The sequence below is a fragment of the Brevibacterium sp. SIMBA_078 genome (genome assembly GCF_046534565.1).
In the GTDB taxonomy this organism is placed as follows: domain Bacteria; phylum Actinomycetota; class Actinomycetes; order Actinomycetales; family Brevibacteriaceae; genus Brevibacterium.
Genome location: NZ_JAWRYQ010000001.1, coordinates 1,840,833 through 1,864,578, shown reverse-complemented (window position 1 = coordinate 1,864,578; position 23,746 = coordinate 1,840,833). Strand labels below are relative to the sequence as shown.

Here is a 23,746-nt window from a genome sequence, read left to right as displayed (position 1 = left end):
TCAGTGACTAGGGCTCGCCGCCCCACCAGCCGATGGCCATGGGTTCCCAGGAATCATTGGCGAAGCCGCAGCTCGGGCGCTCTCGATTCGGGGTCGACCATCCACAGCGTTGGTGGTCGTCGAATTCGAGAGGGGTCATGTCTTCGGACGATAACAGCTTCCTTGACGCTTCACAATAAATTCTCAGCAACGAGCAGGCGAACCGCTGGCCTGGTCGGCCGCTTATGGCCGAGTCAGCCAGACGTGGTCGGGGCAACCGGGTATGGCATGTGCAACCCGGTACGGCCGCGTCAGCCGATCTCGACGAGCATGACGCCGACGGTGATGAAGCCGATCCCGAGGAGTGCCTTCCGCGTCAGCGGGTCCTTCCAGATCACTCGCGAGAGCAGGCAGACCAATGCCACTCCGCAGGCCGCCCACAGACCATAGGCGACGCCGAGCGGCATCCCCTCCGCCAGGGTGCGGCCGAGGAAGAAGAAGGCCGCGGTGTAGCTGATCGCCACAGGGATGAACCAGATCTTGCGCTGCAGTCCGGCGCTTGCACGCAGGCACAGGGTGCCGGCGACTTCGCTGAGGATCGACAGGGCCAACCACAGCCAGCTCATTCGGTCACCTCCGCACCGACGGTCTCGGACTCTTCGGGAGTGCCGGACTCGACGAGGATGACGCCGATGATGATGAGGGCGATCCCGATGATGGCGCCGATGCTCAGGAGCTCACCGAAGAACACGACGCCGAGCACGGCGACGAGCGCGACCCCGCTGGCAGACCAGGTGGCGTAGACGGCACCGAGCGGCATGCCCAGACGCTGGGTGAGGCCGAGGATGAAGAAGGCTGTGGCGTAGAGGACGACGACACCGGGAATCCACACGGGATCGGACACCGATGCGCGCAGCATCAGGGTGGCGGCCACCTCGGCGAGGATGGCCGCGACGAGGAGCAGCAGACGTTTCGAGTTCATTCGGTCACCTCCGTCTCAGTATCGGTAGACGTTTCTTCAGCAGCACCGTCGGACATCTGCTCAGCGGCGTCGATGAGGGCGAGGGCGTGTCGGCACACGGCCGTGAGGTCATCGGAGGGAAACACTCCGGTGGCTTCGGACATCCACGCACCGTCGGCACAGAACCGGGCCGCGGTCAGCAGAGACACCGCCCGATCGTCGAGTCCGGTGGTGTCGAACCACGGGCCGAGGTGTTCACTCCAGGCCCGCGACAGCTTCGGGTGATAGAGCGCATCGGAGAAGATCCAGTAGTCGGCGCGGGAGACCTCAGCGGTGGTGGCCACGGTGACGTAGGCACGGTGCCGGTCGAAGCTCGTCAGGTCCTGACTCGATTGCCCGGTGTGCTTGCACAGTCGCTGCGCCCATTCTTCGGCGGCGTGGTCGACGAGCCCGAGCATGAGCGCTTCCTTCGACGGGAAGTGATACATCAGACCCGGCTTCGTCAGCCCAGCCTTCTGCGCGACCGACTCGAGTGAGATGGTCACACCCTGCACCGAATCATGCGACTCAGCCAGAGCCTTCGCCGCTTCGAGAATCCGCATCCGTCCATCACTTGCCATACCGCTACTTTACCAACCGGTTGGTAAAGTAGCCAAAGCGAAACAAGAGGGCGGCCCGCACCAAATCGGTGCTAGCCGCCCTCTCCCGTACACGCATCAGCCGCGCGCCGGAGCCCTGCTCAGTTCAGCAGCGCCCGGTCGCCCAGAGTCGCTCCCTTGAGTTTCGAGAATTCACCGAGCAGGGTCTCGACGGTCAGGTCCTTCTTCTCCTCGGCCGAAGCCTGGTAGATGATCCGTCCTTCGTGCATCATGATCAGCCGGTTGCCCAGCGCGATCGCCTGCTCCATATTGTGCGTGACCATAAGTGTGGTCAGCCCGTCGGCTTCGACGATCTTCTTCGTCAGGGCCGACACCAGGGCGGCACGCTGCGGGTCGAGGGCAGCGGTGTGCTCGTCGAGCAGCAGGATCCGCGGCTGGGTGAATCCGGCCATGAGCAGGCTCAGCGCCTGCCGCTGACCACCGGAGAGCAGCCCGACCTTCGTCTTCAGCCGGTTCTCCAGGCCGAGTTCGAGAGTGGCCAGCTCGTCCTTGAAGTGTTCGCGCCGCTCCGAGGTCGTCCCCCGCCCCAGCCCACGCGGCTTTCCGCGCTTGAGCGCAAGCGAGAGGTTCTGTTCGATCGTGAGGTCCGGAGCGGTGCCGGCCATCGGGTCCTGGAAGACTCGCCCCAGGTATTTCGCCCGTTTGTACTCGGGCATCTTCGATACCTCGGCGCCGTCGATGGTGATCGAACCCGTGTCGATGGGCAGACGGCCGGAGATGGTGTTGAGCAGCGTCGACTTTCCGGCGCCGTTGGAACCGATGACGGTGACGAAGTCGGATTCGTCGAGTTCGAGCGAGAGCCCTTGCAGCGCCTTGCGTTCGTTGACGGTGCCCGGGAAGAAGGTCTTCGAGATGTTGTCGATCTTGAGCATGGGTCTCAGATCTCCTTCCCTGCCCGGGCGCCGGTGGCCCCGGCGGGGATATCGGCGACTTCGGCCGGGTCCTTCATATCGGTCGTTCCCGCCGGCACCGAGGCGGCCGCGCGGTTTCCGCGCCCGCGAAGCGAGGGAATCCGCTTGAGGAATCCCCATCTGGGCAGCAGCAGTGCGATGACGACGAGCAGCGCGGTTGTCAGCTTCATATCGTTCGTGTCCAGGCCCGCACGCAGGGCGAGGAAGATGATGAGTCGGTAGACGACCGACCCGAGGAGTGCTCCGAGGCTGGCCATGAAGATGTTGCGGCTGCCGAACACTGCCTGGCCGAGGATGACCGAGGCGAGTCCGACGAGGATGAGGCCGATGCCCATGCTGATATCGGAGAATCCCTGGTATTGGGCGATGAGTGCACCGCAGAGGGCGACAAATCCGTTCGACAGCGCCAGGGTGAGCATCGTCGAGTTGTCTGTGTTCACGCCGAGGCTGCGGATCATCTCTTTGTTGTTGCCGGTGGCTTGGATGGCCAGACCAAGATCGGTGGTGAGGAACCAGTCGATGGCGAATTTGAGGATGAGGGCGAACACGAGCAGGATCGCAATCGATGCCCAGCCGCCCATGAGCATGTTCTCGCGCAGCGGGGTGAACACTGTGTCTTCTCGCAGGAGCGGCAGGTTCGCCTTCCCCATGATCCGGAGGTTGATCGACCACAAGCCGATCATCGTGAGGATTCCGGCGAGCAGTCCGTCGATGCCGCCCTTCGTATGGAGCAGGCCGGTGATGTAGCCGGCGATGAGTCCCGCGCCGATTGCGGCGAGAGTGGCCAGGAAGGGGTTGACCCCGGCGATGATGAGGGAGGCTGCGGTGGCGCCGCCCGTAGTGAAGCTTCCGTCGACGGTGAGGTCGGGGAAGTTGAGGACCTTGAAGGTCAGATAGACCCCGAGCGCCATCGCGCCGTAGATGAGCCCGAGCTCCAATGCTCCGAACATGGGTTTCCGTTCATTTCTGGTGTGTGGTTCGTGGTGGCCCCGAGGTCGTCGGCGGGAGCGCCGGCGGCCTCGGGGCCGGTGACGTCGGTGCGGTCGGAGAAGTCAGGACTCCACGCACCGGGTCACAGGGTGTGACTGGTGTCGGTTACTCGATGACCTTGTCGGCTTCGTCGACGAGCTTCTTCGGAATCTCGACGCCCTGGGCCTTGGCAGCCTTCGGGTTGACGACGAGTTCGAGGTTCGAGCTGGTCTCGACGGGCATCTCGGCGGGCTTCTTTCCGCCCTGGAGGATCTTCAGAGCCATTTCACCGGTCTGTTCACCGAGCTTCGTGTAGTCGATGCCGCGGGTGATCGCCGCACCGGATTCGACTTGGCCGGCTTCCGACCCGACGAGCACAGCCTTGTTCTTCTCTGCCGCCTGGACCATCGTCGACACTGCCGAGACCACGTTGTTGTCGGTGGGCACGTAGTAGGCGTCGACCTTGCCGAGCGAGTCCACTGCCTGAGCGAGTTCGCCCGAGTTCGCGATCGTCGCTTCCTTGATCTTCACGTCGAGGCCCTTTGCGGCCTTCTTCGCGAGATCGACCTGCACCTGCGAGTTGACCTCACCGGAGCTGTAGACGATGCCGACGGTCTTCGCATCGGGCTTGACGTCCTTGACCAGCTTCAGCTGCTCTTCGACCGGGTTGAGGTCGGAGGTGCCGGTGACGTTGCCGCCGGGCTTGTCGTTGGAGTCGACGAGTCCGGCTTCTTCGGCGTCGGTGACGGCGGTGAAGAGCACGGGCTTGTCGGAGATCGCCTGAGCTGCGGCCTGGGCGGCCGGGGTAGCGACAGCCAGAACCAGGTCGAGGTCGTCGCTGGCGAACTGCTGGGCGATCGAGGTCGCATTGGCCTGTTCGCCCTGGGCGTTCTGCACATCCCATTCGACGTCGACGCCGGCGTCCTCGAAGGACTTCTTGAAGCCTTCGGTGGCGGCGTCGAGCGCCGGGTGCTGCACGAGCTGCGAGACGCCGATGGAGAACGAATCGCCTTCGCCGCCTCCGCTCTCACCGCCGCCGCAGGCCGAAACCGCAAGAATCGAACCGACTGCCACCATCGCTGTGGCTACTTTCCTGAGACGCATTCTTCTCCCTTTCGGAATTTCGGTCCGCCGGTGCGGATCCGTCACGAATTCTGCATTCGGCACCGTTTTCCCTCGCGCGCAAGGAAATGACGGCAATGCAGATGAATGATGCGCCGCCTTCACCCAGACCGTTCTGAGATCATGACGCGCATCACGTCGAATGTGATGATATCCACTGTATGGCCCGGCACTGACACCGGGTGCCGAATCCGGGTTTTGGAGACAATCGTCCCAGTATCGTTATCTGCGGCGACAGACGTCCCCTCAGGCCTCTATTTCGACATCCGATCGTCCCAGCACATCGAGGATCCATGCGTACTCGAAGGCAGTTTCCTTCCAGGTGTCATACCGCCCGGAGGCTCCGCCGTGTCCGGCAACCATTTCGGTCTTGAGCAGGGCGTTCGCACCGACCTCACGGAGTCGGGCAACCCATTTCGCGGGTTCGACGTAGAGGACTCGGGTGTCGTTGAGCGAGGTCACGGCCAAGATCTGCGGGTAGGCCGCCTCGGTGACGTTTTCGTAGGGAGAGTACGAGCGCATGTATTCGTAGACCTCCGGATCGTGCAGCGGGTCGCCCCACTCCTCCCATTCGATGACGGTCAGCGGCAGCTCGGGCATGAGGATCGAGGTCAGCGCGTCAACGAAGGGCACTTCGGCGCTGATGCCGGCGAAGAGCTCGGGCGCCATGTTCGCGATCGCGCCCATGAGCAGTCCGCCGGCCGATCCGCCGCTGGCCACGAGCCGGTCCGGGCTCGTCCACCCGGTGTCGATGAGGTGGCGGGCGACGTCGATGAAGTCAGTGAACGTGTTCTTCTTCGCCGTCGTCTTGCCCTGGTCGTACCAGTGTCGGCCCATTTCGCCGCCGCCGCGCACGTGGGCGATGGCGAAGACGACTCCGCGGTCGAGCAGTGACAGCCGGGAGACCGAGAAATACGGGTCCATGCTCGCTTCGTAGGAGCCGTATCCGTAGAGTAGGAGCGGTTTCGCCGAGGCGGCACCGTCATTCGTCGCGCTCGCGCCGTCGCCTGCCCCCTTCGTCGCCGAGGCGGTGCTGTCGTCATCGTCGAAACGGTGAAGGTCCTTGCGGAAGACGACCGAGATCGGGATTTCGGTGCCGTCTTCGGCCTTCGCCCACAGCAGGGTTTCGGTGTAGTCGTCGAGGTCGACCGAGCCGAGAACGGGCTGACGCTTGAGAACCGTGTGAGTGCCGTCTGCGACGCTGTGCGAATAGATCACGGCGGGTGTGGACATGGAGGTGAAATGCAGTCGGATGCTCGTCTGCTCGAACTCGGGGTTGCTGCCTACGTAGAGTGCCCCGGTCTCTCGGCCGAAGGGGAGCTCCTGCAGCGGACCGAACGGAGAGGAGGAATCCCCCAGGAGGATGATGCCGACACGCGCGAATCCGCCGCGACGGTATCCGAGCACGATGAAGTCGGCGAAGGCATCGACGTCCTCGATGCGCAGGTCCTCGATGCGCACTTCGTCGTTGCCGTCGGCATCGGACTCGGTGACGATGACGTCGCGGCCGGGCGAGGTTGGATCGGCAGCGGGGACGTCGACGAGGTCGAAGTCGGCGCGATCGCGATTGTGGGTGATGAGGAACCGGTCCTCACCGCCGATGACGGCGTGCTCGACGTTGTATTCGACGCCGTCAGTTCGGGGCCAGATCTCCTGCGGTTCGGCTTCAAGGTCGTCGGCGCTGATGCTCCAGTATCCGGTCGTCGTCTTCGATCCGGTGACGACGAACATCATCCGGCCCGAACGCGAGAAACCCGATCCGACGAAGAAGCGCTCATCGGGTTCGTGGAAGATGCACACGTCGTCGCTGCTGTCGGTGCCGACGACGTGGCGCCACACCTTCTCGGGTCGCCAGGCGTCGTCGACGGTGGTGTAGAAGACGAAGCGTCCGCTCAAGTCGAGGGAGGCTCCGGCGAAGGTGCCGTCGATCGTGTCGGGGAGGTCGTCTCCCGTGGCGAGGTCGCGAACGCGGAGAGTATAGCGTTCGTCGCCGGTGGTGTCGACGCCGTAGAGGAGACTGCTGCCGTCATCTGAGAGTGAGAAGGAGCCGAGGGAGAAGAACTCCTGACCTTCGGCGGCGATGTTCGAGTCGAAGACGACCTCTTCGCCGGGCAGAGATTCCTCGCCGACCTCCGGCGGGGTCCAGTCATCAGGTCCGGAGATGGGGATGCGGACGCTGATGCCGTAGTCGAGTCCGGCCTTCGTGCGGGAGAAGTACCAATAGTTCCCGCGCCGGTTGGGCACCGACATATCGGTCTCTTTGATGCGCGTCTTGATCTCGGTGAAGATCGAGTCCCGCAGTCCTTCAAGCTGAGCGGTCTGTGCGGTCGTCCATTCGTTCTCTGCTTCGAGGTGGGCGATGACCTCGGGGGATTCCTTCTCTCGCATCCACTCGTAGTCGTCGATGAAGGTGTGGCCGTGGTGGGTGCGCTCGAAGGGGACTTTCTTCGCCACCGGCGCAGATGTCGGGGTCGCGGTCGTCGAGGAGGCGGTGTCGCTGCCGGAAGTTTCGCTCATGACGCCAGCCTAGTGGCAGACTCAGGAACACCCGCACCTCATCACCGCCCCTCCCCTCACCAGCGACTGCTCTCTTCGACACCACCCTTTGAGCAGAATGCAATCAACGCGCTCAATGAGCAGAACGCGCAGAGTGAGCACAACCTCGCAGTCGACACTCAGGAACCTCTAAGGTGAGTCTCACATCACACCTGCCTTCAAAGGAGAAGTCCGTGCCAAAGGCGCCACCTCCCGAGGATTCCGTGCCCGAATCCTCCCATCCCTCGCGACGAACCTTCGGTCGCATCGCCTACGGGGCGATCGCCTTGGCGGCGATCGGAACGGCGACGACGTACTCGGTCAGGGCCGCCTCGGCGAAGGGCGACCTGTCATCGAATCTCACCCTCATCGCTCCGGCCGGCGCCGGAGGCGGCTGGGACGGATTCGCCCGCGAGACCCAGCAGGCCATGCGTGTCGACCGGCTCGCCAACAATGCCCAGGTCGTCAACATTCCGGGTGCCGGCGGCACCATCGGCCTCGGCAAATTCTCGACCATGCACGGTCAGGCGGACACGATCCTGGCCACCGGCACCGCCATGGTCGGCGGTATCGCGCTGAACAAATCGCCGGTCGGATTCGACAATACGACTCTGCTCGCCCGCGTGGCCGAGGACTATGACGTGCTCATCGCCGCCGCGGATTCCCCGCACAATACGATCGACGACGTCATCGGCGCGTGGAAGAAGGACCCGAAAGGGTTCGTGTGGACGGGCGGTTCGGCCGGCTCGGTCGACCATCTGACCATCGCTCAGTTGGCGCTGCTCGGCAAGATCCCCGCCTCTGACATCACCTACATCCCGAAGTCCGGCGGCGGTGAAGCCATCCAGACTCTGCTCTCGGGCACCACCGACTTCGCCTCGTGCGGCTTCAACGAGGTCTCCGACCAGATCGAGGCCGGACGTGTCAAAGCCATCGGCGTGGCCGCGCCCCAACGCATCGAGGGCTTCGACGACGTGCCGACCATGTCCGAACAGGGATACGAGGTGACGCTGACGAACTGGCGCGGCTGGCTCGGAGCACCGGACATCAACGGTGACGACTCCGCTCAGCTCCTCGAGATCCTGCAGAAGACTCGTGACAGTGCGGCCTGGAAGGACGCCCTCGATCGGAACAAGTGGACAGACGTATGGCAGACCGGCGAGGAGTTCGCCGAATTCGTCGAAGAAGACACCTCCCGAGTGGAGAAGCTGCTGAAGGAGTTGGGACTGTGAGCGCACAGACGACATCGCGCACGGACAGGACGGGCCACCTCGGCGCGGGCACCTGGTGGCAGGGACGGTCGGGCCTCATCGTCCCCCTCATCATGGGAGCATTCTCGACCTATCTGCTCGTCGGCATCCTCACCATGGACGTCGCCCCAGACGCGGACAAACCGGGTCCGCAGTTCTTCCCGACGATCATCATGCTCGTCGGATACGCGCTGACGATCCTGCTGGTCATCGCCTATATCCGCAATCCGGAACCCGTCGATGTCGAGGACGAGCTGCCGGCCGCGGCCGAGGAGGACAAGGCGTTCTCGACTCCGGTCACCTCGGCTGTCGCGGCCTCTCGTCTCTCCCCTCATGAGGAAGACGAGCCGGAAGAAGACCGCCAGGCTCTCGCCGCTGCCCGCAAGGCCGATGCGAAGCACCGCACCCACAGCGACTTCGTGTCCCTGGCCTGGGGTGCAGGCGGTTTCGCGGCGTTCGCCCTCATCCTCGAATTCGCCGGGTGGATCATCGCCGCAGCTCTTCTGTTCTGGTGCGTGGCTCGGTCGATGGGGTCGAAGAAGCCGCTGTTCGATCTCACTCTGGCACTGACGTTCTCGTCCCTGGTCTACATCGCCTTCTCGGTGATGCTGGGACTCAACCTTCCTTCGGGAATTCTGGGAGGTGGCTTCTGATATGGACGCTCTCATGTCCCTCTTCGAAGGGTTCACACACGCTCTGACGCCGATGAACCTGCTGTGGGTGCTCGTCGGCTGCTTCCTCGGCACCGCTGTCGGCGTGCTGCCGGGCCTGGGGTCATCGATGGCCGTGGCTCTGCTGCTGCCGATGACCTTTGCGCTGGATCCCACGGGTGCATTCATCATGTTCGCCGGCGTCTACTTCGGTGGTCTCTTCGGCGACTCGACGATGGCCATCCTCATGAACACCCCTGGTCAGGCCTCGGCGATCGCCTCGACGTTCGAAGGCCACAAGATGGCCAAGGCCGGGCGGGCCCCGCAGGCTCTGGCGACGGCCGCGATCGGCGCGTTCATCGGCGGGTTCATCTCCTGCTTCCTCGTCGTCTTCGTCGCTCCCGCGTTGGCGGAGCTGTCGACGAGCTTCGGCCCGGCCGAGTTCTTCGCTCTCGCGCTCTTCGCCTTCGTCGCCACCTCCTCGGTAGTCGCCGATTCGGTGCTCAAGGGGCTCACGGCTCTGGTGCTGGGCATCGGCTTCACCGTCATCGGCATCGACTCGGTCTCGGGTACGGAGCGGTTCACCCTCGGCGTGCCCGAGCTCTTCGACGGAGTCTCCCTGGTCACGGTGACCGTTGGTGTGCTGGCGCTGGGCGAGGTGTTCTTCATCGCCTCCCGCATCCGCCGTCAGACCAAGGACAACACGATCAACTCCTCGGGTCGCCCCTTCCTCTCCCGCAAGGAGGTCGGCGAAGCCCTGCCGGCATGGCTGCGCGGAACGGCGATCGGTCTGCCCTTCGGTGTCATCCCCGTCGGCGGTGCCGATGTGCCGACGTTCATGGCCTACGGTCTGGAGCGCAAGCTCGATTCCCGCCGGAAGGATCCGCAGTTCGGCAAGGGCGCGATCCGCGGTCTCGCCGCCCCCGAGGCGGCCGGATCGGCGACGACGGGCATTGCCATGGGAGCCCTGCTGGCTCTGGGGCTGCCGATCTCGGCGACGGCGGCGATCATGCTCGCGGCGTTCCGCCAGTACGGCATCCAGCCCGGTCCGCTGCTCTTCGACCGCTCCCCCGAGCTGGTGTGGGGTCTGCTGGCGAGCTTCTTCGTCGCGATGATCGTTCTGCTCATCATCAACCTGCCGTTCGCTCCTCTGTGGGCGAAGCTGCTGAAGATCCCGGACCCGTACCTCTACGGCGGCATCGCGGTCTTCTGCGGACTGGGCATCTATGCGACGTCCGCCTCGACCTTCGAGCTGCTCATCCTGCTGGGCATCGGAGTGCTGAGCTTCGTGCTCAAGCGCTACGGTGTGCCGTTGGCGCCGCTGATGATCGGCATGGTGCTCGGTCCGCTGGCCGAGTCGAACCTGCGCGATGCTCTGCTGGCCTCCGGCGGTGATGCGTCGACTCTGGTGTCCTCGCCGATCACGATCATCATCTACGTCGTGCTCATCGCCGCTCTCGTCTACACCGGCATCGGCCGAGTGCTGGCCCGAAAGCGGCAGAAGCAGACGACGCAGGAGATGCTCTCCCCGGCGAACTCGTCGCAGGGCTGATCCCAGCGGCCGCGGCGTAGGCCGCCGTGGTTGCTGGGTACGGTTCCGGCCGCGGCAATCACCAGCGACTGGGGAGATGGACCCGGCTCAGCGCCGAGGAACGTCTCCTCAGTCCTTTGTCGTAAATGGCGCCGAACATAGGTCAGCACCGGATACTTTCTACCCCCAAGAAGTATCCGGTGCTGACCTATTTTCGCGGGGAGTCCACTGCACGGCGTGCTCTGCCCAGCGTGCTCTCCCCCGCGTCCACTGCCCCGCGCCCACTGCCCGTGAAGCGGTCTCAGCGGTCGGAATCAGATCGGGAGGCTGGTCTCGGCAGGAGTCGCCCGGCGCCCTTGAGGCCGAAGCTCGTGAGTACGGCGGCGATGAGGACGAGGACCACGGCCGCACCGGCGGCCCACTGCACGCCGAAGTCGAAGGCCGACACGGCCGCCTCGGCGATTCGCTCACCGGCTGCACCACTCAGCCCGGAAGCGTATTCGAGGGCGGAGCCGAGCGTATCGAACTCGGCTTTGTCGGCTGTGTCCCCGATCGCGGACTGCAGCGCGGATCCGTACATGAAGGTCGAGAGTCCGCCGAGCACGGTCGTGCCCATGACGGAACCGAATTCGTACGCGGTTTCCGATATCGCCGAGGCGGCTCCGGCCTTGTGTGCGGGGACCGCAGCGAGGATGAGGTCGTTCGTGATGACCTCGGCGGTGCCGAGTCCGATTCCGAGGATGAGGAAGGCCAGCAGCATTCCCATCACGGAGTGTTCGGAGGTGAAGGCGATGGTGCCCATGCCGATGGCGTTGAGCGCGAGCGCACAGGGCACGACGACGCGCGGTTCGAAGCGGGCGGTGAGCGGTACAGCGAGGTAGCCTGCCGCAACCGAAGTGATCAGTCCGGGGATGAGCACAAGGGCGGCGTCGATCGGAGGGAGTCCGAGCACGAGCTGGAGCAGCTGAGTGCCGAAGTAGAGGAACCCGGCCAGTCCCATGACGCTCAGCAGATTCGACACCACCGCCGAAGTGAACACGGAGTTCGCGAACAGACGGACGTCGAGCATCGGGTTCGACGTGGCGAGCTGGCGGAGGACGAAGCTGGCACCGGCGACGATCGCCACGGACAGACTGAGCCAGAAGAGGAAGTCGGCACCAGCCGCCATGCTGTGTTTGATGGCGAAGACGAGTGGGGCGAGGGCGAGCATTGACAGGATGATGGAGAACGGGTCGAAGCGACCCGGGTTCGGATCACGCGATTCGGGCAGCAGAATGGCGGCCGCAGGGATGAAGAGCGCGATGAGCGGCAGGTTGATGAAGAAGACCGAGCTCCAGTGGAAGTGCGCGAGCAGGAAGCCGCCGACGATCGGTCCCAGCGCGGCACCGCCGGAGAACATTGCGGCCCAGGTGGCGATCGCAATGCGACGGTCCTTGTCATGGTCGAAGATGTTGCGGATGAGCGACAGCGTCGAGGGCATGAGGGTGGCGCCAAAGATGCCGAGTAGGGCGCGGGCGAGAATAAGCATCTCGGCGGAGGTGGAGAACGCCGCCAGCAGCGAGGCCGCACCGAAGCCGACGGACCCGATGATCAGCAGCTTGCGACGTCCGACCCGATCACCGAGGCTGCCCATGGCCACCAGCAGACCGGCAAGCATGAGCGCGTAGATGTCGACGATCCACAGCAGCTGCGTGCCCGTCGGATGCAGGCCGGTGCTGATGGCAGGGATCGCGAAGCCGAGGACCGTGTTGTCGATCGAGATCAGCAGCACGGGGATCATGAGCACCGCGAGTCCGGCCCATTCGCGCCGGCCGGCACGCAGCTGTGGAGTCAGTGTCGTCGCCATGCCTCCAACTGTACCGTCTGGACGGTACAGTTGAAAAGCGGTGAGCGCGCTCCGACCGAGATGCTCAGGCATTGCGCAGGTACAAGCCCTGTTGCGCGAAGCATGCGGGCGGACTCCTGCACGCCCAGCCGGGCGAACACCGGGCACACGTGCGTCTCGTGAGTACAGCCATCGACTAGGCTCGTGGTCATGGCACGCAATCCGACCGCAACCAAGGAGAAGCTGCTCGACGCCTTCGATACGCTCCTCGACGAACACGGCACAGCCGGTGCGACTCTGGACGCAGTAGCTGCGAAGGCCGGGGTCTCCAAAGGCGGTCTGCTCTACCATTTCGGGTCGAAGGCCGAGCTCATCAAAGGCAGCCTGGATCGACTCGACCAATTGGTCGACGAAGACATCGAAGAGATGAAGGCCGCCGGCGAGCGCCTCCACTATTACTACCTCGAGACTTCGGCCGAGGTCGGCACTCCCCTGGATCGCAGCCTCATCGCGGCGGGCTGCCTCGCGCTCGAGAACGAGAAAGCCAAGGCGGCTCTGCGCAAGACCAGGGAAGCCTGGTTCAACTTGCTCAACGACCACCTCGGCGATGCTGATCTGGCGATGACGATCCAGCTCATCGGCGACGGGATGTACTTCAATCAAAACTTCGGGCTCTCGCAGGACGAGGCCCTCGATCATGTGAAGCGAGTGCTCACACGACTGGGCCTCTAGAACACCTGCCCGGCGTGCTTCCCTACAGACGCCGGGCAGACGAATTAGGTGGGAGAAATGGTCACGTTCTATTGCGCAGAACGTGACCATTTCTCCCACCTATGAGCAGCAATTTCCCCCGCCAGCGTGGCTTCACGCGGAAGATCCGTGCCGCGCCGACTCTTGAGTCAGCTCAGGTGATGAACCTCCTGCAGCCCATACACCGGAGTCTCAATCCCTTCGTGGCGGGCCTTGAGCTGCAGCGCCAAGTAGAGCGAGTAGTGGCGCGACTGATGGAGGTTGCCGCCCATGAACCACAGGTTCTCTTGCTGGGTCGGCTTCCACATATTGCGCTGCTCGCCCTCCCACGGGCCCGGGTCCTTCGTCGTCTCCGACCCCAGGCCCCAGCACTTGCCGACCTTGTCCGCGGTCTCCTGATCGACGAGATCCGCGACCCAGCCGTTCATCGAACCGTAACCGGTGGCGTAGACGACGAGGTCAGCTGGCAGCTCGGTACCGTCGGAAAGGACGACGGCATCCTCGGTGAGGTGGTCGACCTGCCCCTTGGACAGCTTCACTTTGCCGTCGGCGACGAGCTCGGCGGATCCGACGTCAATGTAGTAGCCCGATCCGCGACGCAGGTACTTGAGGAACAGGCCGGACTCGTCGTCACCGAAGTCGAGGTCGAATCCGGCGTCCTCCATCCGCTGATAGAAGTCCTTGTCCTCTTCCTTGATCTGGTCGTAGAGCGGGATCTGGAACTCGTGCATGATCCGGTACGGCAGTGATGCGAAGATGAGATCCGCCTTCTCCGTCGTCACCCCGTTGGCCAGCGCGCGTTCGGAGTACAGGTCGCCCATCGCGATCTCCACGAGCGAATCGCTCTTGACGATGTGCGTGCTCGAGCGCTGCACCATCGTGACGTCAGCGCCGTTCTCATACAGTGCGCCGCAGATGTCGAACGCCGAATTGTTGCTGCCGATGACGACGACCTTCTTGCCAGCGTAGGCGTCGGGGCCCGGGTGCTGCGAGGAGTGCTGCTGCTCGCCCTTGAAGATGTCCGAGCCGGGGAAGGTGGGGATGTTCGGCTTGCCCGACATGCCCGTGGCCATCACCAGATGGGTCGGGTGCAGAGTGATCTTCTCCCCGTTCCGGTCGACCTCGACGGTCCACCGGCCGGCTGCTTCGTCATATTTCGCCGAGGCGGCTGTGGTCGATGACCAGTACGGAATCTCCATCACCTTCGTGTAGAACTCCAACCAGTCCGCGATCTTGTCCTTCGGTGCGAACACCGGCCAGTTGTCGGGGAACTTCAGATACGGCAGGTGGTCGTACCAGACCGGGTCGTGCAGGCACAGCGACTTGTACCGCGACCGCCACTGGTCACCCGGCCGCTCCCACCGGTCAATGACCAGGGAAGGCACCCCGAGTTGGCGGAGGCGAGCGCCGAGGGTGATCCCGCCCTGCCCTCCACCGACGACGAGGATGTAGGGATCAGCAGTCTTGCCCCAGGCGGCGTCCTCCTCGGCGAGCTTCTCCGACCAGCTCTTCCGCTCGGGATCAACACCGTGCTCGGCGCCTTTGATGCGGCGGGTGCCGCGCGGCTCCTCGTGTCCGGCGATCTCCTGCAGAGAGGTGAGCATGGTCCAGGCTTTGATGCCGTCTTCGTCGATGAGGCGGACGAGCCCTTTGCCGCGCCCCACGGAGGTGGCGAATGTGAACCATGCTTCGGTCACTCCGTCGTCCGTTGCCGCCGGCTCGCTGAGTTCGAATTCCTCCGGTGCGACCCGGTCGAGGTTATGAGTGAGCAGGTCGGTGACGCCATCGGGATTCTCCACCGTTTTGAGGTTCCAGGTGAAAGACACGAGGTCCCTCCAATAGCTGTCGGTGGCGAACAGTCCGGCGGCAGCCGGAATGTCCTTGCGGCTCAGCGCCGATTCGAAGTCCTGCAGCCACCTCATTGCGATGTCGTCGGCAGTCAGCTGCGGGCGGTCGAGCGTCGTTGTCATCTTTCCTCCTCATTGAGTTCAGTGACTCCAAACTAGGTCGGGCGCCCACAGCTCGGAAGAGTTGCATCGGATTGCATGCCTCTCACCGAGGCGGGATTCTCACGAACGCTTCGACACCATGGTCAGGGGTTCGATCCCGCTTTATACTCAAGGCATGCTTCAGCCGGATCTGGCACATCTCGCCAGAGATCTGACACGCATTCACGATGCTGTGATCACCGGGGCGTCTCCCCCGGTTCAACCGCGCGCGCTGGTCAGGCGCTCGTGGGATCGAATGTTGCGCTTGGGCCTGGACCCGGACGGTGAGAACGCGCGGATCGTCGCCGATGAGGCTGAGCTGGAGACTCGACGGAGGAAATCACGGCTGCGCTTAGTCGTCGAGGAGATGCGGTCGGTGCTGCTGCGGGCTCCGGACGCGGCTCCGTTCATCCTCGTCGTCACCGATGCCGACGGCGTCATTCTGTGGCGAGATGGTGCGGCATCCGCGAGACGGCAAGCCGATGAGCTCGGATTCGTCGAGGGAGCCCACTGGTCCGAAGCCAAGGTCGGCACGAACGCCATCGGCACAGCGCTGACCGAGGAGGCACCCGTCCAGCTCTTCTCCGCCGAACACTTCGAGGCGTCTCAGCATCCCTGGTACTGCAGCGCCGTCCCCGTGCACGACCCACATGACGGGACTCTTTTGGGAGTCGTCGACATCAGTGGTCCGGCGATGACGCTTCACCCGGCCGTGCAGTCCTTGGTGACGACGGCGGTGCGACTGGCGGAGGCCAGGCTGATGATCGCCCAGCAGGAAGCGCTGAATACTCTGCGCGATCGGATGTCGGCGATGCTCGCCGGCACTTCCGGTCCAGCCCTCGTCGTCGACGATGCCGGGTGGGTGGCGTACCAGCAGGGAGTGCGCAGCCGTGACCGCATCGAAGCACCGGCCGCCGACCGGTCGATCCTCATCCCCGGTGCCGGTCTGTGTCTGCCGGAGAAGGTCACCGGCGGGTGGCTGCTGCGGCCCACCGGCGACCGTCGCGCCTCGGTGACTCTGCGGATGCGGCAGGATCCACCCGTTCTCGATATCCACTCCGGCACCGACCCTCTGGTCGTTCCGCTTACGCCACGGCGGGCGCAGATTCTCGCGGCGGTCACCTCGGCGGGGTCAGCGGGGATCAGCGCCTCCGACCTCAGCCAGCGCCTCTACGGGGACGGTGACCACGTGGTCACCGTCCGCGCAGAGGTCTCGCGTCTGCGCCGATCGGTCGGAGCCCTGCTCGCCACCCGTCCCTATCGGTGGGCCGAGGGCGTCGACGCACGGGTGGAGTGAGGGTCAGTCAAACTGCGTTGCCGGGAGTTGGAAACCGCACCCGGTCGCGCAGGTCCTACCCATTAGCCCCGCGGTAGCTCCCGACCGACCACAGCACGCCCTCGGGGTCTTGGATGGCGAAGTCGAGTGACCCGTAGTCCTGGTCCGTCAGTCCCATGACCTCGGTGGCACCGGCGGCGAGCGCACGTGCGTGCAGCTCACGAACGTCTCCGGAGGCCAGATACACCGACCCCGAGGCGACTCCGGTCTTCGTCATGACCCCGCCGTCGTCGCGGACGGACCCGAGCATCACTCCCCCGCCCTCGGGCCAGGCGAGTTCGGCGTGTTCGACTCGGTTCGGATCATCGGCGTTCGTGTATTCGGCGACGACTTCGAAGCCGAGCGCCTCCTGGAGAAATGCGATCGCGGCTTTGGCATCGCGATAGCGGAACGTGGGCCACACGTTGCAGGCCCGAGCATCTGCGGATTCGGCGGACATGAGGACTCCTTCTCTCTCGGTGTTCGTGAATTCCATCATCGAGGAGCACTCCACTCCCGGTCTTGGACAAATGGGAACAGTTCATCCCCTCGCCGAGGCGGCCCCCACCGAATCCGATCCCACCGTATGCGTCCGGGCCACGTCATCGGCAGCCAACCACCGACTGGGACTGAGACCGACGAAATCCTGGAAATCCCGGTTGAGGTGCGCTTGATCGGCGTAGCCGCAGCTCACAGCGATCTCCGCCATGCTGCCCCGACCTGCCGAGATGAGACGCCTCGCCCGATCGAAACGGACGATGCGTGCTGCGTCTTTGGGTCCGATCCCAAATTCGGACCGGAACTGGCTGCCCAGGTGGCGTCTGCTCCACCCGACATCCTCTGCGACGACGGCCACTGGCAGACCGCCACGGCTGCCGACGATCCGATGCCAGGCGTCGGCCACCTCGGTGCGGGGTCGATTCGTGTCATCGAGCGTGCGCATGAGCAGGTCGTCGATGGCGGCAAAGCGGGCGGACCATTCTGTCTCGAGGTTGACCCGTTCATGGAGTTCCGCGGCCAGCGGCCGGGAGATCCGAGCGACGTCGACACTGTGGTGAGCGAACTCTGCGGCGGGGATCCCGAAGAACGCCCGCGGGGCCGACGGACTGAAGTTGATCTGGATACCGGACATCGCGCCGGGGTGAGCGATGAGCGTCGAGCGCAGGTGGAGGCCGGCGATCAGCACGTCGAAATGCTCGCGACTGCCGGTGACCGCATCGACCTGGCACAGCGGTTCGTCGATCGAGACGATGAAGGTCAGCGTCCCCGAAGGCAATCCCAAATGCGTCCCCGCGGGGACGCCGGCGATGTCGTAGCCGGCGTAATCGCCCACGAACGGCCGCAGTCTCGGGTGAGGCCGGCGGATCAGCTCGTCATTGCGCGACGCGGACATGGCGTCAGTGTAGACCTGGCTCAGCCGTGCGGGTAGTCGTCGCAGGTCGGCCCGTCAGGATTGATCGTCGAAGCTCCAGACCAGATCCGTGAAAGCCCGGTCGAGGTCGAGCGCGAATTCCTCACGGAGTGCGGCCGCGAAGTCGGCGGCATCGGTCACTGTCCGCTCAAGGCTTTCGGACTCCCCACCGGGACGGAGGCTGCGCAGGTGACGGCCTTCGAGCGACACCTTTCCGCCGTTGCCGAGCGTCCTGGCCACCACCGGTGCGCTGGTGAAGCGCGTGCCCGGTTTCGTCGCGGTGAACCAGTTCGACACTTCGAGGTCGACGTGTTCCCGCGGGATGTCCGCGAAGGCATAGACGGTGAGGAATTCCTGGTCAGCGCTGGTCCGGGACTGCAGCGCCCATTCGGCTTCTGCTCGCATCTCGGGCTCCAGCACGGTGTCGGCAGTGACCAGTCTGTACTCTCCGTATTCGGTCGACCGCGGTTGTGACTCCGCATCGAGTTCAAGTGCGACCTGCGGCGTCCCACCGCCGAACCCCGGATCGACGAGGAACCGCCGTCCGCTGAGATCGAGGATCGTCGCCTGGTGCGTCAGCCCTCCCGGTGCTGTTCTCCCCTCGCCGAGGTGGACTCGGGCAAGGATCGGATGCGCGCTCAGCCCGAGCTCTCGGAGCACGGCGCGGATGAGTGTCGCGTGTTCGTGGCAGTAGCCGCCGCGGCCTGCGTCCAACAGCTTCGCCGTCAGTGAGTCGAGGTCGGTCGGGATGCCCCGCGACTCCCCTGCTGCGCGTGCGGCGATGACGTCGAGGTTCTCGAAGGAGATCGACCGGACGTGGGCGGCCAGCAGTTCATCGATGAGATCGACGATTTCGTCGGCCGACCCACGCGCCCGACGTCGCAGCACATCCTCCGAGCTGTCGAGCCCGAGCCGGTCGGCGTACCGGGTGATGAGCATTGACGATGCCATGACGAGTCCTTCCGTTCTGGGCGCGAGTTCACGCCCACGGTTGGGGTCGGAGTCCGTGGGCTCCTCGATAGCTCGGTGAGGTCGGTTCGCTCCAATCGCCGAGGAGGTCCTTGGGAAGACGATAGACCGTGACCTTCAAGGGGTGGCAGTTCTCCACCGGGTCTTCGGCTCCGTCCCCGAACATGGGCGCGGAGAGATCACCGCCGGGGCAGGTGGACAGGGCCGCGAGCACGTCCTGTTCGGCGAAGAATTCGAAGTGGTCTCCTGGTCGTGCTGGACAGGTCTTCATGAAGTATTCGTCGTTGTCGTTCAGTCCTGTGCATTGGAAGACATTGAGCACATCGTGGACGTCGAATTCGGTGAGGCCGTACGGCAGGATCGCTCGGACGAGGTTGGAATGGCAGTGATAGTCGAAGTCGACGCCGCTGAGCATCTGCGACACGTAGGGATCGCAGCGGGTGCCCAGTGTGTCGTGCACTCGGCCGCCCTCCTGGTCGGTGCCGTAATCGGCCAGGGTGTCCCCGACGATTGTGGCCATCGGCCGCAGGAACGGCAGCGTCGACCACAGACGGTCGAAGGTGGAGACGTGTGCGGCCTGCAGCTGTCGGGTCCGTGCCGCCCAGAATCGTTCCCTGGGGTCATGGCGGTTCCACAGATTGAGGTCGCCGACCTGTGGGCCGTCGACGGTGGAGATGCGGCAGACATGACCGGCGGGGACCTCCCACGCCTGTCCGGAGCGGATGGGGATGGTGATCTCATCGATGGTTTCCCGCGACTGAGTGTCGTCACCGATCCGCGAGTAGAAGTCTCTGTCGACCTCAAGCGCGGGACCCTGATAGGCAGCTTCCTGCAGACGGCTCTGAGTCATTGGATGCATCCTCCTCCGTGGCTGTTCTGCCTGCAACGATGCCAGTTTCTGCCCAGCTTCCCAAGGGGTTGTTCGTCGGGTCTATGCTGAAAAGAGAGTCGACGCAGCCGAGTGGGCCGCGCCGGCGCATGTGCCGAACCGCGTGTAGCGAGCATTGGGAGGTCGGAATGGCTGACGAGAAGATCGACGTCGAGATGCAGGACACGGGAGAATTCCTGGCCAGCATCCACTCGGCGACGGGGACTGATGAGATCGTCCTGATGTTCGAGGATGCCGAAGAGGTCACGGACGGAGTCTTGGGCAATGACGAAGCCACGGCCCGCGCGACCGTGGAATTCCTCCTCAGCCATCAGCCCGCAGGCGACCTGCCGGACCGGATCGACCTCGTCGACATCGCCGCCGCCTACGACGGAGCCATCGAATCGATTCGCAAGCTGCGCGGATGATCACGTCCCGCCTCGGCGGGCACCGGAAAACCTCGTGAAGAAGAAGATGATCCACATGTCAGACATTCAACGACTCAACATCCTCGCCGTCGACAAGAAGGCCTACGAACCGCTCTATGCGCTCGAGAAGTACATTCACCGAGGCAGCCTCGGTGAGGCTCTGCTGTCGCTGATCAAACTGCGCGCCTCCCAGATCAACGGCTGCGCCTACTGCCTGAAGATGCATGCCGGCGAGGCGCGCAAGGCCGAGGTCGACCAGGTCAAGGTCGATGTGCTTGCCGGATGGAAGGAAGCGAAATCCGTCTACAGCGACCGCGAACAGGCCGCACTGCTCATGACCGAAGAGGTCACGCTCATCGCCGATGACGGCGTCTCCGAAGAGACGTGGACAGCTGCTTCAGCGGTCTACTCCGAGCAGGAGATGGTCGAGCTGCTGATGGCGATCTCGGCGATCAACGTCTGGAATCGTCTCGCTGTGAGCACCCACCAGCACCTGGACTAAGTCCGTCCGGACACCGCTGATCTAGCCAAAAGAGGGCGGGGCCGACACGATCGTGTCGGCCCCGCCTCCTCTTTTGGACTGAATTGATCGGACCACCGGTCAGACGTTGACCGTCTTTTCGTCATCTTTCTTGCCCAGCATTCTCTTCCAGGGCAGGACCGACACGAGCGCGAGCAGGGCGATGATGAGGAAGACCATTGCGAGCGGGTCAGAGATGACGGCCCAGAAGTTTCCTCCGGTCAGTCCCAGTGCCTGTTGCAGATTGCGTTCGAGCATCTCCCCTAGAACCAGTCCGATGACCAGAAGTGCGGGCGCCATTCCGACCAAACGCATGACATAACCGAGCACGCCGAAGGCCAACGCAATGTACACATCGGTCGCGGAGTTGTGGATGCTGTAACAGGAGATGAGCGCGAGGATGAGAATGACCGGAGCCATGAACGGCATCGGGATCGCTAGGATCTTCGCCAGCAGAGGCGATGCTCCGATGTTGATGACCACTCCCAAGATTGCGCTGACCAGCAGGGCCCCGATGATCGTCCACGCGAGTTCCGGATTCGCGTCGAAGAATCCCGGTCCCGGGTTGAGTCCGTACATCATCAGATAGGCGAGCAGAACTGCAGTGGTTCCGGATCCCGGGATACCCAGTGTCAGCAACGGCACCATCGAACCGGACACTGCAGCATTGTTCGCGGACTCCGGTGCGACCAGTCCACGGACAGCTCCCTTGCCCATTCCCGCCGAGGCGGGCGCAAGCCGCTTCTCGAGACCGTACGAGAAGAAGGCCGCGATCGTCGTGCCGGCCCCTGGCAGGACTCCGGCGATGAATCCGATGACTGAGCCTCGCAGGCTGGGAAGGGTCCCCTGCTTGAGGTCGGACTTCGTCGGAAGGAAGCGTCCCGACAGCGTCGACATCACCTGGGAGTCTTTGCCCATCGTGGTGCTGGCCAAGATCTCCCCGACGCCGAAGACTCCGATGATCGCGACGATCGGATCGATGCCTTCAAGAAGAGTGAAGCTGCCGAAGGTGAAGCGAGGCAGCCCGGATTGCAGTTCGATTCCGACGGTCGACACGGCGACACCGATGCCGACAGCGGTCAGACCGAGCATCGGAGCCGACCCGACGAGAGTGGCGCTGAGCACGAGAGCCATCACGACCACGGCGAAGTAGGCTCCAGGTCCGAAGGCCAAGCCCAATGAAGACATCGGTCCGGCGATGAACGCGAGTCCGAGGAACGCCAGAATACTGCCGACGAAGGAAGCGAGAGCCGAGATCGACAGCGCAGTGGCCGCCTTGCCTTTGAGCGCCATCGGGTGTCCGTCGAGGGTGGTCATGATGGCACCGGGATCGCCCGGGATGTTCAGCAGGATCGCGGAGATCCTGCCGCCGTATTCGGCGCCCAGGTACAGCGACACCATCAGCGGCAGCGAAATCTCTGCCGGAACCGTGATCGCCACAGGCAGGAGCAGAGCGATCGCGGTCGATGGTCCGATGCCGGGCAGCAGTCCGGCAATGGTGCCGAGGATGACTCCACCGAGGATGACAAGAAGGAGGCTCGGCGAAGTGGCGATCCCGCCCAGAGCTGAGAGCAGTTCGTTGACGGTGTTCACAGCTGCAGACCTCCGAAGACCCAGTACTCCAACCACCCGACAGGCAGCAGGACATTGAGCCAGACGTCGAAGATGAGGAAGAGCGCCATCGCGATGACGATATTGATGATGATCAGACCGACGGCCTTCGCCGCGCTCATGCGTACGCCGAACACTGTGAGAGACACGAGCATCGAAAAGATCACTGAGGCTTCGACGAAGCCGATGAGGAAGATCGATGCTGTGAAGAGAGCGAAGAGGACAATGCACCAACCGACACGCAGAATCTCACGTCCGCCGACGGGTCTGACATCAACGCTGCCGCGAAGGATGGCGATGATGCCCAGCACAGTAGTGCAGAGCAGGACGATGCCGACGACGAGAGGGAATGTCTTCGGGCCGATTCCGTCGTCTCCCGCCGAATTCGGCAGCATGATGGCACTGACGAGGTAGAAGATCGCCAGGCCCCCGAGTAGGACGCTCGTAATCCCCACCGAGACCGCTCGACTTCCCGCCTCTGATTGCGAGGGCCCGGCGGGATCAGTCGTTGGGAGTTCTGTGTCCGCGCTCATTTCACCAACCCCACTTTCTCCAGCACTTCCGTCGATTCCTCCTGTTCGGGGCGAATCACCGTGTCGAGCCATTCGTCACCTGCGACATATTCGGGGTTGATCCCCAATGCCTCTGCCTGCTTGGAGAACTCGTCTGTCTCCACAGCCTTCTTCAACGATTCACGCCACCAGTTGACCGCGTCCTGAGGCATGTCCTTCGGACCGAATACTCCCCGCCAGTGGTTGATCGTGATGTCCATTCCGAGGTCATGCCATGTCGGAACTCCTGGTGCCGAATCGACCGGTTCCGGTGCCGAGACTGCGATGATTTCGATGTCACCGCTGTCGACGAGCTCCATCGCTTCCGACATCCCCGTCGATGCCACATCGATACGTCCGCCCAACAGTTCGTTGTTGAGGTCGCCTCCATCGGAGAACGCCACGAGATTGATCTTCGACAGGTCCTCGACTCCGTATTCACTGGCGGGACGAAGGACGTTGAGCTGGTCGTCGCTGGGAACGGTGCCGATTCCGAAGTTGACCGATCCCGCATCCTTCTTGATGCTTTCGAGCACCTTCTTTGCAGAGTCGTGATTCGACCCGGATTTCACGATCCACACTTCGTAGTCGGTTGTCAGCTGAGCCAGCGGTGTGAAGTCGTCGAGGGACATGTCGGTCGTTCCTGTGACGTTTGAGAGGAAGATTCGGTTGGACTCGAAGACAACGGATGTCCCGTCATTCTCCCGCTGGAGTACTGCGGCACGAGCCGGGTTGCCTCCGCCGCCTCCCATGTTCTCGATCGACATGAAGGTATCGATTCCCGCGGCTTCGAATCCGTCGTTCGTGATGCGAGTCGTCAGATCGAGGCCCCCGCCCGGTGACCCTGCAGCGATAGCCGTGACCCGCGGCGGAGGGAAGCCATCATTTCTGTGGATGTCAGGCATACATGCCGTCATCGACGCGGCGAGGCCAAGACCCGCAG

General features: G+C 63.8%; 24 protein-coding genes. 7 read left to right on the top strand and 17 right to left on the bottom strand.

The window, feature by feature from the left end:
• Positions 1 to 7 precede the first annotated feature (7 nt).
• The 8 genes from SB749_RS08210 to SB749_RS08175 all read right to left on the bottom strand — a co-directional run bounded on the left by SB749_RS08210 (position 8) and on the right by SB749_RS08175 (position 7,118).
• Complete coding sequence (locus SB749_RS08210; RefSeq protein WP_410709904.1) at positions 8 to 139, bottom strand: hypothetical protein; 132 nt, start codon at positions 137 to 139, stop codon at positions 8 to 10.
• A gap of 151 nt (positions 140 to 290) precedes the next feature.
• Positions 291 to 605 carry a DMT family transporter gene (locus SB749_RS08205; protein WP_139469916.1) on the bottom strand — a complete coding sequence of 105 codons (315 nt, stop codon included), beginning with the start codon at positions 603 to 605 and terminating at the stop codon, positions 291 to 293.
• Entirely contained in the window at positions 602 to 961 is a 360-nt protein-coding gene (locus SB749_RS08200) for an SMR family transporter (protein ID WP_139469915.1), read from the bottom strand. The genes SB749_RS08205 and SB749_RS08200 overlap by 4 nt, the downstream gene beginning before the upstream one ends.
• Positions 958 to 1,560, bottom strand: coding sequence for a TetR/AcrR family transcriptional regulator (locus tag SB749_RS08195; RefSeq protein WP_410709903.1), 603 nt, complete (start codon positions 1,558 to 1,560; stop codon positions 958 to 960). The genes SB749_RS08200 and SB749_RS08195 overlap by 4 nt, the downstream gene beginning before the upstream one ends.
• Positions 1,561 to 1,679: 119 nt before the next feature.
• Positions 1,680 to 2,471 carry an ABC transporter ATP-binding protein gene (locus tag SB749_RS08190; protein WP_039209292.1) on the bottom strand — a complete coding sequence of 264 codons (792 nt, stop codon included), beginning with the start codon at positions 2,469 to 2,471 and terminating at the stop codon, positions 1,680 to 1,682.
• Positions 2,472 to 2,476: 5 nt separating this feature from the next.
• Positions 2,477 to 3,460 (bottom strand): ABC transporter permease, encoded by a 984-nt coding sequence (locus tag SB749_RS08185; RefSeq protein WP_039209291.1) that lies wholly within the window; start codon positions 3,458 to 3,460, stop codon positions 2,477 to 2,479.
• A 145-nt stretch (positions 3,461 to 3,605) separates the two neighbouring features.
• Positions 3,606 to 4,583 (bottom strand): ABC transporter substrate-binding protein, encoded by a 978-nt coding sequence (locus tag SB749_RS08180; protein ID WP_410709902.1) that lies wholly within the window; start codon positions 4,581 to 4,583, stop codon positions 3,606 to 3,608.
• Positions 4,584 to 4,847: 264 nt separating this feature from the next.
• Positions 4,848 to 7,118, bottom strand: a complete 2,271-nt coding sequence (locus SB749_RS08175; RefSeq protein WP_410709901.1) for a S9 family peptidase — start codon at positions 7,116 to 7,118, stop codon at positions 4,848 to 4,850.
• A gap of 212 nt (positions 7,119 to 7,330) precedes the next feature.
• Here SB749_RS08175 and SB749_RS08170 point away from each other — a divergent pair, with 212 nt between their 5' ends.
• The 3 genes from SB749_RS08170 to SB749_RS08160 are packed head-to-tail and all read left to right on the top strand — an operon-like array spanning position 7,331 to position 10,588.
• Positions 7,331 to 8,368: a Bug family tripartite tricarboxylate transporter substrate binding protein gene (locus SB749_RS08170; RefSeq protein WP_410709900.1), complete on the top strand. Its 1,038-nt coding sequence runs from the start codon at positions 7,331 to 7,333 to the stop codon at positions 8,366 to 8,368.
• Positions 8,365 to 9,039, top strand: a complete 675-nt coding sequence (locus tag SB749_RS08165) for a tripartite tricarboxylate transporter TctB family protein (RefSeq protein WP_410709899.1) — start codon at positions 8,365 to 8,367, stop codon at positions 9,037 to 9,039. The genes SB749_RS08170 and SB749_RS08165 overlap by 4 nt, the downstream gene beginning before the upstream one ends.
• Before the next feature lies 1 nt (position 9,040).
• Complete coding sequence (locus tag SB749_RS08160; RefSeq protein WP_410709898.1) at positions 9,041 to 10,588, top strand: tripartite tricarboxylate transporter permease; 1,548 nt, start codon at positions 9,041 to 9,043, stop codon at positions 10,586 to 10,588.
• Positions 10,589 to 10,868: 280 nt separating this feature from the next.
• Here the strand turns inward: SB749_RS08160 and SB749_RS08155 are convergent, their stop codons facing one another.
• On the bottom strand, positions 10,869 to 12,413 hold the full coding sequence (locus tag SB749_RS08155; RefSeq protein WP_410709897.1) for an MFS transporter: 1,545 nt from the start codon (positions 12,411 to 12,413) through the stop codon (positions 10,869 to 10,871).
• Between the two features lie 189 nt (positions 12,414 to 12,602).
• On the opposite strand from SB749_RS08155, the gene SB749_RS08150 reads away from it, so the two are divergent.
• Entirely contained in the window at positions 12,603 to 13,124 is a 522-nt protein-coding gene (locus tag SB749_RS08150; protein ID WP_410709896.1) for a TetR/AcrR family transcriptional regulator, read from the top strand.
• A gap of 167 nt (positions 13,125 to 13,291) precedes the next feature.
• Here the strand turns inward: SB749_RS08150 and SB749_RS08145 are convergent, their stop codons facing one another.
• Positions 13,292 to 15,112, bottom strand: coding sequence for a flavin-containing monooxygenase (locus tag SB749_RS08145; RefSeq protein ID WP_410709895.1), 1,821 nt, complete (start codon positions 15,110 to 15,112; stop codon positions 13,292 to 13,294).
• A gap of 274 nt (positions 15,113 to 15,386) precedes the next feature.
• Between SB749_RS08145 and SB749_RS08140 the strand changes: the two genes are divergently transcribed.
• A complete protein-coding gene (locus tag SB749_RS08140) occupies positions 15,387 to 16,427 on the top strand; it encodes a GAF domain-containing protein (protein WP_410709894.1) in 1,041 nt (346 codons plus the stop codon).
• A gap of 55 nt (positions 16,428 to 16,482) precedes the next feature.
• Here SB749_RS08140 and SB749_RS08135 read toward each other — a convergent pair whose 3' ends face one another.
• From SB749_RS08135 to SB749_RS08120, 4 genes are all read right to left on the bottom strand, one after another.
• Complete coding sequence (locus tag SB749_RS08135; protein ID WP_410709893.1) at positions 16,483 to 16,905, bottom strand: VOC family protein; 423 nt, start codon at positions 16,903 to 16,905, stop codon at positions 16,483 to 16,485.
• Positions 16,906 to 16,986: 81 nt separating this feature from the next.
• On the bottom strand, positions 16,987 to 17,838 hold the full coding sequence (locus SB749_RS08130) for a helix-turn-helix domain-containing protein (protein WP_410709892.1): 852 nt from the start codon (positions 17,836 to 17,838) through the stop codon (positions 16,987 to 16,989).
• Positions 17,839 to 17,892: 54 nt separating this feature from the next.
• Positions 17,893 to 18,807, bottom strand: a complete 915-nt coding sequence (locus tag SB749_RS08125) for an arylamine N-acetyltransferase family protein (protein ID WP_410709891.1) — start codon at positions 18,805 to 18,807, stop codon at positions 17,893 to 17,895.
• Between the two features lie 28 nt (positions 18,808 to 18,835).
• On the bottom strand, positions 18,836 to 19,675 hold the full coding sequence (locus SB749_RS08120; protein WP_410709890.1) for an urea carboxylase-associated family protein: 840 nt from the start codon (positions 19,673 to 19,675) through the stop codon (positions 18,836 to 18,838).
• Between the two features lie 167 nt (positions 19,676 to 19,842).
• On the opposite strand from SB749_RS08120, the gene SB749_RS08115 reads away from it, so the two are divergent.
• A complete protein-coding gene (locus tag SB749_RS08115; RefSeq protein ID WP_410709889.1) occupies positions 19,843 to 20,121 on the top strand; it encodes a hypothetical protein in 279 nt (92 codons plus the stop codon).
• A 55-nt stretch (positions 20,122 to 20,176) separates the two neighbouring features.
• Positions 20,177 to 20,623 (top strand): carboxymuconolactone decarboxylase family protein, encoded by a 447-nt coding sequence (locus tag SB749_RS08110; RefSeq protein ID WP_410709888.1) that lies wholly within the window; start codon positions 20,177 to 20,179, stop codon positions 20,621 to 20,623.
• Positions 20,624 to 20,722: 99 nt separating this feature from the next.
• Here SB749_RS08110 and SB749_RS08105 read toward each other — a convergent pair whose 3' ends face one another.
• The 3 genes from SB749_RS08105 to SB749_RS08095 are packed head-to-tail and all read right to left on the bottom strand — an operon-like array spanning position 20,723 to position 23,708.
• Positions 20,723 to 22,234 carry a tripartite tricarboxylate transporter permease gene (locus SB749_RS08105; protein WP_410709887.1) on the bottom strand — a complete coding sequence of 504 codons (1,512 nt, stop codon included), beginning with the start codon at positions 22,232 to 22,234 and terminating at the stop codon, positions 20,723 to 20,725.
• A complete protein-coding gene (locus SB749_RS08100; protein ID WP_410709886.1) occupies positions 22,231 to 22,785 on the bottom strand; it encodes a tripartite tricarboxylate transporter TctB family protein in 555 nt (184 codons plus the stop codon). Before SB749_RS08100 ends, SB749_RS08105 begins: the two co-directional genes overlap by 4 nt.
• Entirely contained in the window at positions 22,782 to 23,708 is a 927-nt protein-coding gene (locus tag SB749_RS08095; RefSeq protein ID WP_410709885.1) for a Bug family tripartite tricarboxylate transporter substrate binding protein, read from the bottom strand. Before SB749_RS08095 ends, SB749_RS08100 begins: the two co-directional genes overlap by 4 nt.
• Between the last annotated feature and the right edge of the window lie 38 nt (positions 23,709 to 23,746).

What these genes read in the sequence shown, in the direction of transcription:
- SB749_RS08100 (WP_410709886.1), bottom strand. Translation starts at nt 22,785, where the DNA reads ATGAGCGCGGACACAGAACTCCCAACGACTGATCCCGCCGGGCCCTCG.
- SB749_RS08175 (WP_410709901.1), bottom strand. Translation starts at nt 7,118, where the DNA reads ATGAGCGAAACTTCCGGCAGCGACACCGCCTCCTCGACGACCGCGACC.
- SB749_RS08125 (WP_410709891.1), bottom strand. Translation starts at nt 18,807, where the DNA reads ATGGCATCGTCAATGCTCATCACCCGGTACGCCGACCGGCTCGGGCTC.
- SB749_RS08155 (WP_410709897.1), bottom strand. Translation starts at nt 12,413, where the DNA reads ATGGCGACGACACTGACTCCACAGCTGCGTGCCGGCCGGCGCGAATGG.
- SB749_RS08200 (WP_139469915.1), bottom strand. Translation starts at nt 961, where the DNA reads ATGAACTCGAAACGTCTGCTGCTCCTCGTCGCGGCCATCCTCGCCGAG.
- SB749_RS08135 (WP_410709893.1), bottom strand. Translation starts at nt 16,905, where the DNA reads ATGTCCGCCGAATCCGCAGATGCTCGGGCCTGCAACGTGTGGCCCACG.
- SB749_RS08140 (WP_410709894.1), top strand. Translation starts at nt 15,387, where the DNA reads ATGTTGCGCTTGGGCCTGGACCCGGACGGTGAGAACGCGCGGATCGTC.
- SB749_RS08190 (WP_039209292.1), bottom strand. Translation starts at nt 2,471, where the DNA reads ATGCTCAAGATCGACAACATCTCGAAGACCTTCTTCCCGGGCACCGTC.
- SB749_RS08180 (WP_410709902.1), bottom strand. Translation starts at nt 4,583, where the DNA reads ATGCGTCTCAGGAAAGTAGCCACAGCGATGGTGGCAGTCGGTTCGATT.
- SB749_RS08185 (WP_039209291.1), bottom strand. Translation starts at nt 3,460, where the DNA reads ATGTTCGGAGCATTGGAGCTCGGGCTCATCTACGGCGCGATGGCGCTC.
- SB749_RS08120 (WP_410709890.1), bottom strand. Translation starts at nt 19,675, where the DNA reads ATGACTCAGAGCCGTCTGCAGGAAGCTGCCTATCAGGGTCCCGCGCTT.
- SB749_RS08210 (WP_410709904.1), bottom strand. Translation starts at nt 139, where the DNA reads ATGACCCCTCTCGAATTCGACGACCACCAACGCTGTGGATGGTCGACC.
- SB749_RS08195 (WP_410709903.1), bottom strand. Translation starts at nt 1,560, where the DNA reads ATGGCAAGTGATGGACGGATGCGGATTCTCGAAGCGGCGAAGGCTCTG.
- SB749_RS08205 (WP_139469916.1), bottom strand. Translation starts at nt 605, where the DNA reads ATGAGCTGGCTGTGGTTGGCCCTGTCGATCCTCAGCGAAGTCGCCGGC.
- SB749_RS08095 (WP_410709885.1), bottom strand. Translation starts at nt 23,708, where the DNA reads ATGCCTGACATCCACAGAAATGATGGCTTCCCTCCGCCGCGGGTCACG.
- SB749_RS08110 (WP_410709888.1), top strand. Translation starts at nt 20,177, where the DNA reads ATGTCAGACATTCAACGACTCAACATCCTCGCCGTCGACAAGAAGGCC.
- SB749_RS08160 (WP_410709898.1), top strand. Translation starts at nt 9,041, where the DNA reads ATGGACGCTCTCATGTCCCTCTTCGAAGGGTTCACACACGCTCTGACG.
- SB749_RS08130 (WP_410709892.1), bottom strand. Translation starts at nt 17,838, where the DNA reads ATGTCCGCGTCGCGCAATGACGAGCTGATCCGCCGGCCTCACCCGAGA.
- SB749_RS08145 (WP_410709895.1), bottom strand. Translation starts at nt 15,112, where the DNA reads ATGACAACGACGCTCGACCGCCCGCAGCTGACTGCCGACGACATCGCA.
- SB749_RS08115 (WP_410709889.1), top strand. Translation starts at nt 19,843, where the DNA reads ATGGCTGACGAGAAGATCGACGTCGAGATGCAGGACACGGGAGAATTC.
- SB749_RS08150 (WP_410709896.1), top strand. Translation starts at nt 12,603, where the DNA reads ATGGCACGCAATCCGACCGCAACCAAGGAGAAGCTGCTCGACGCCTTC.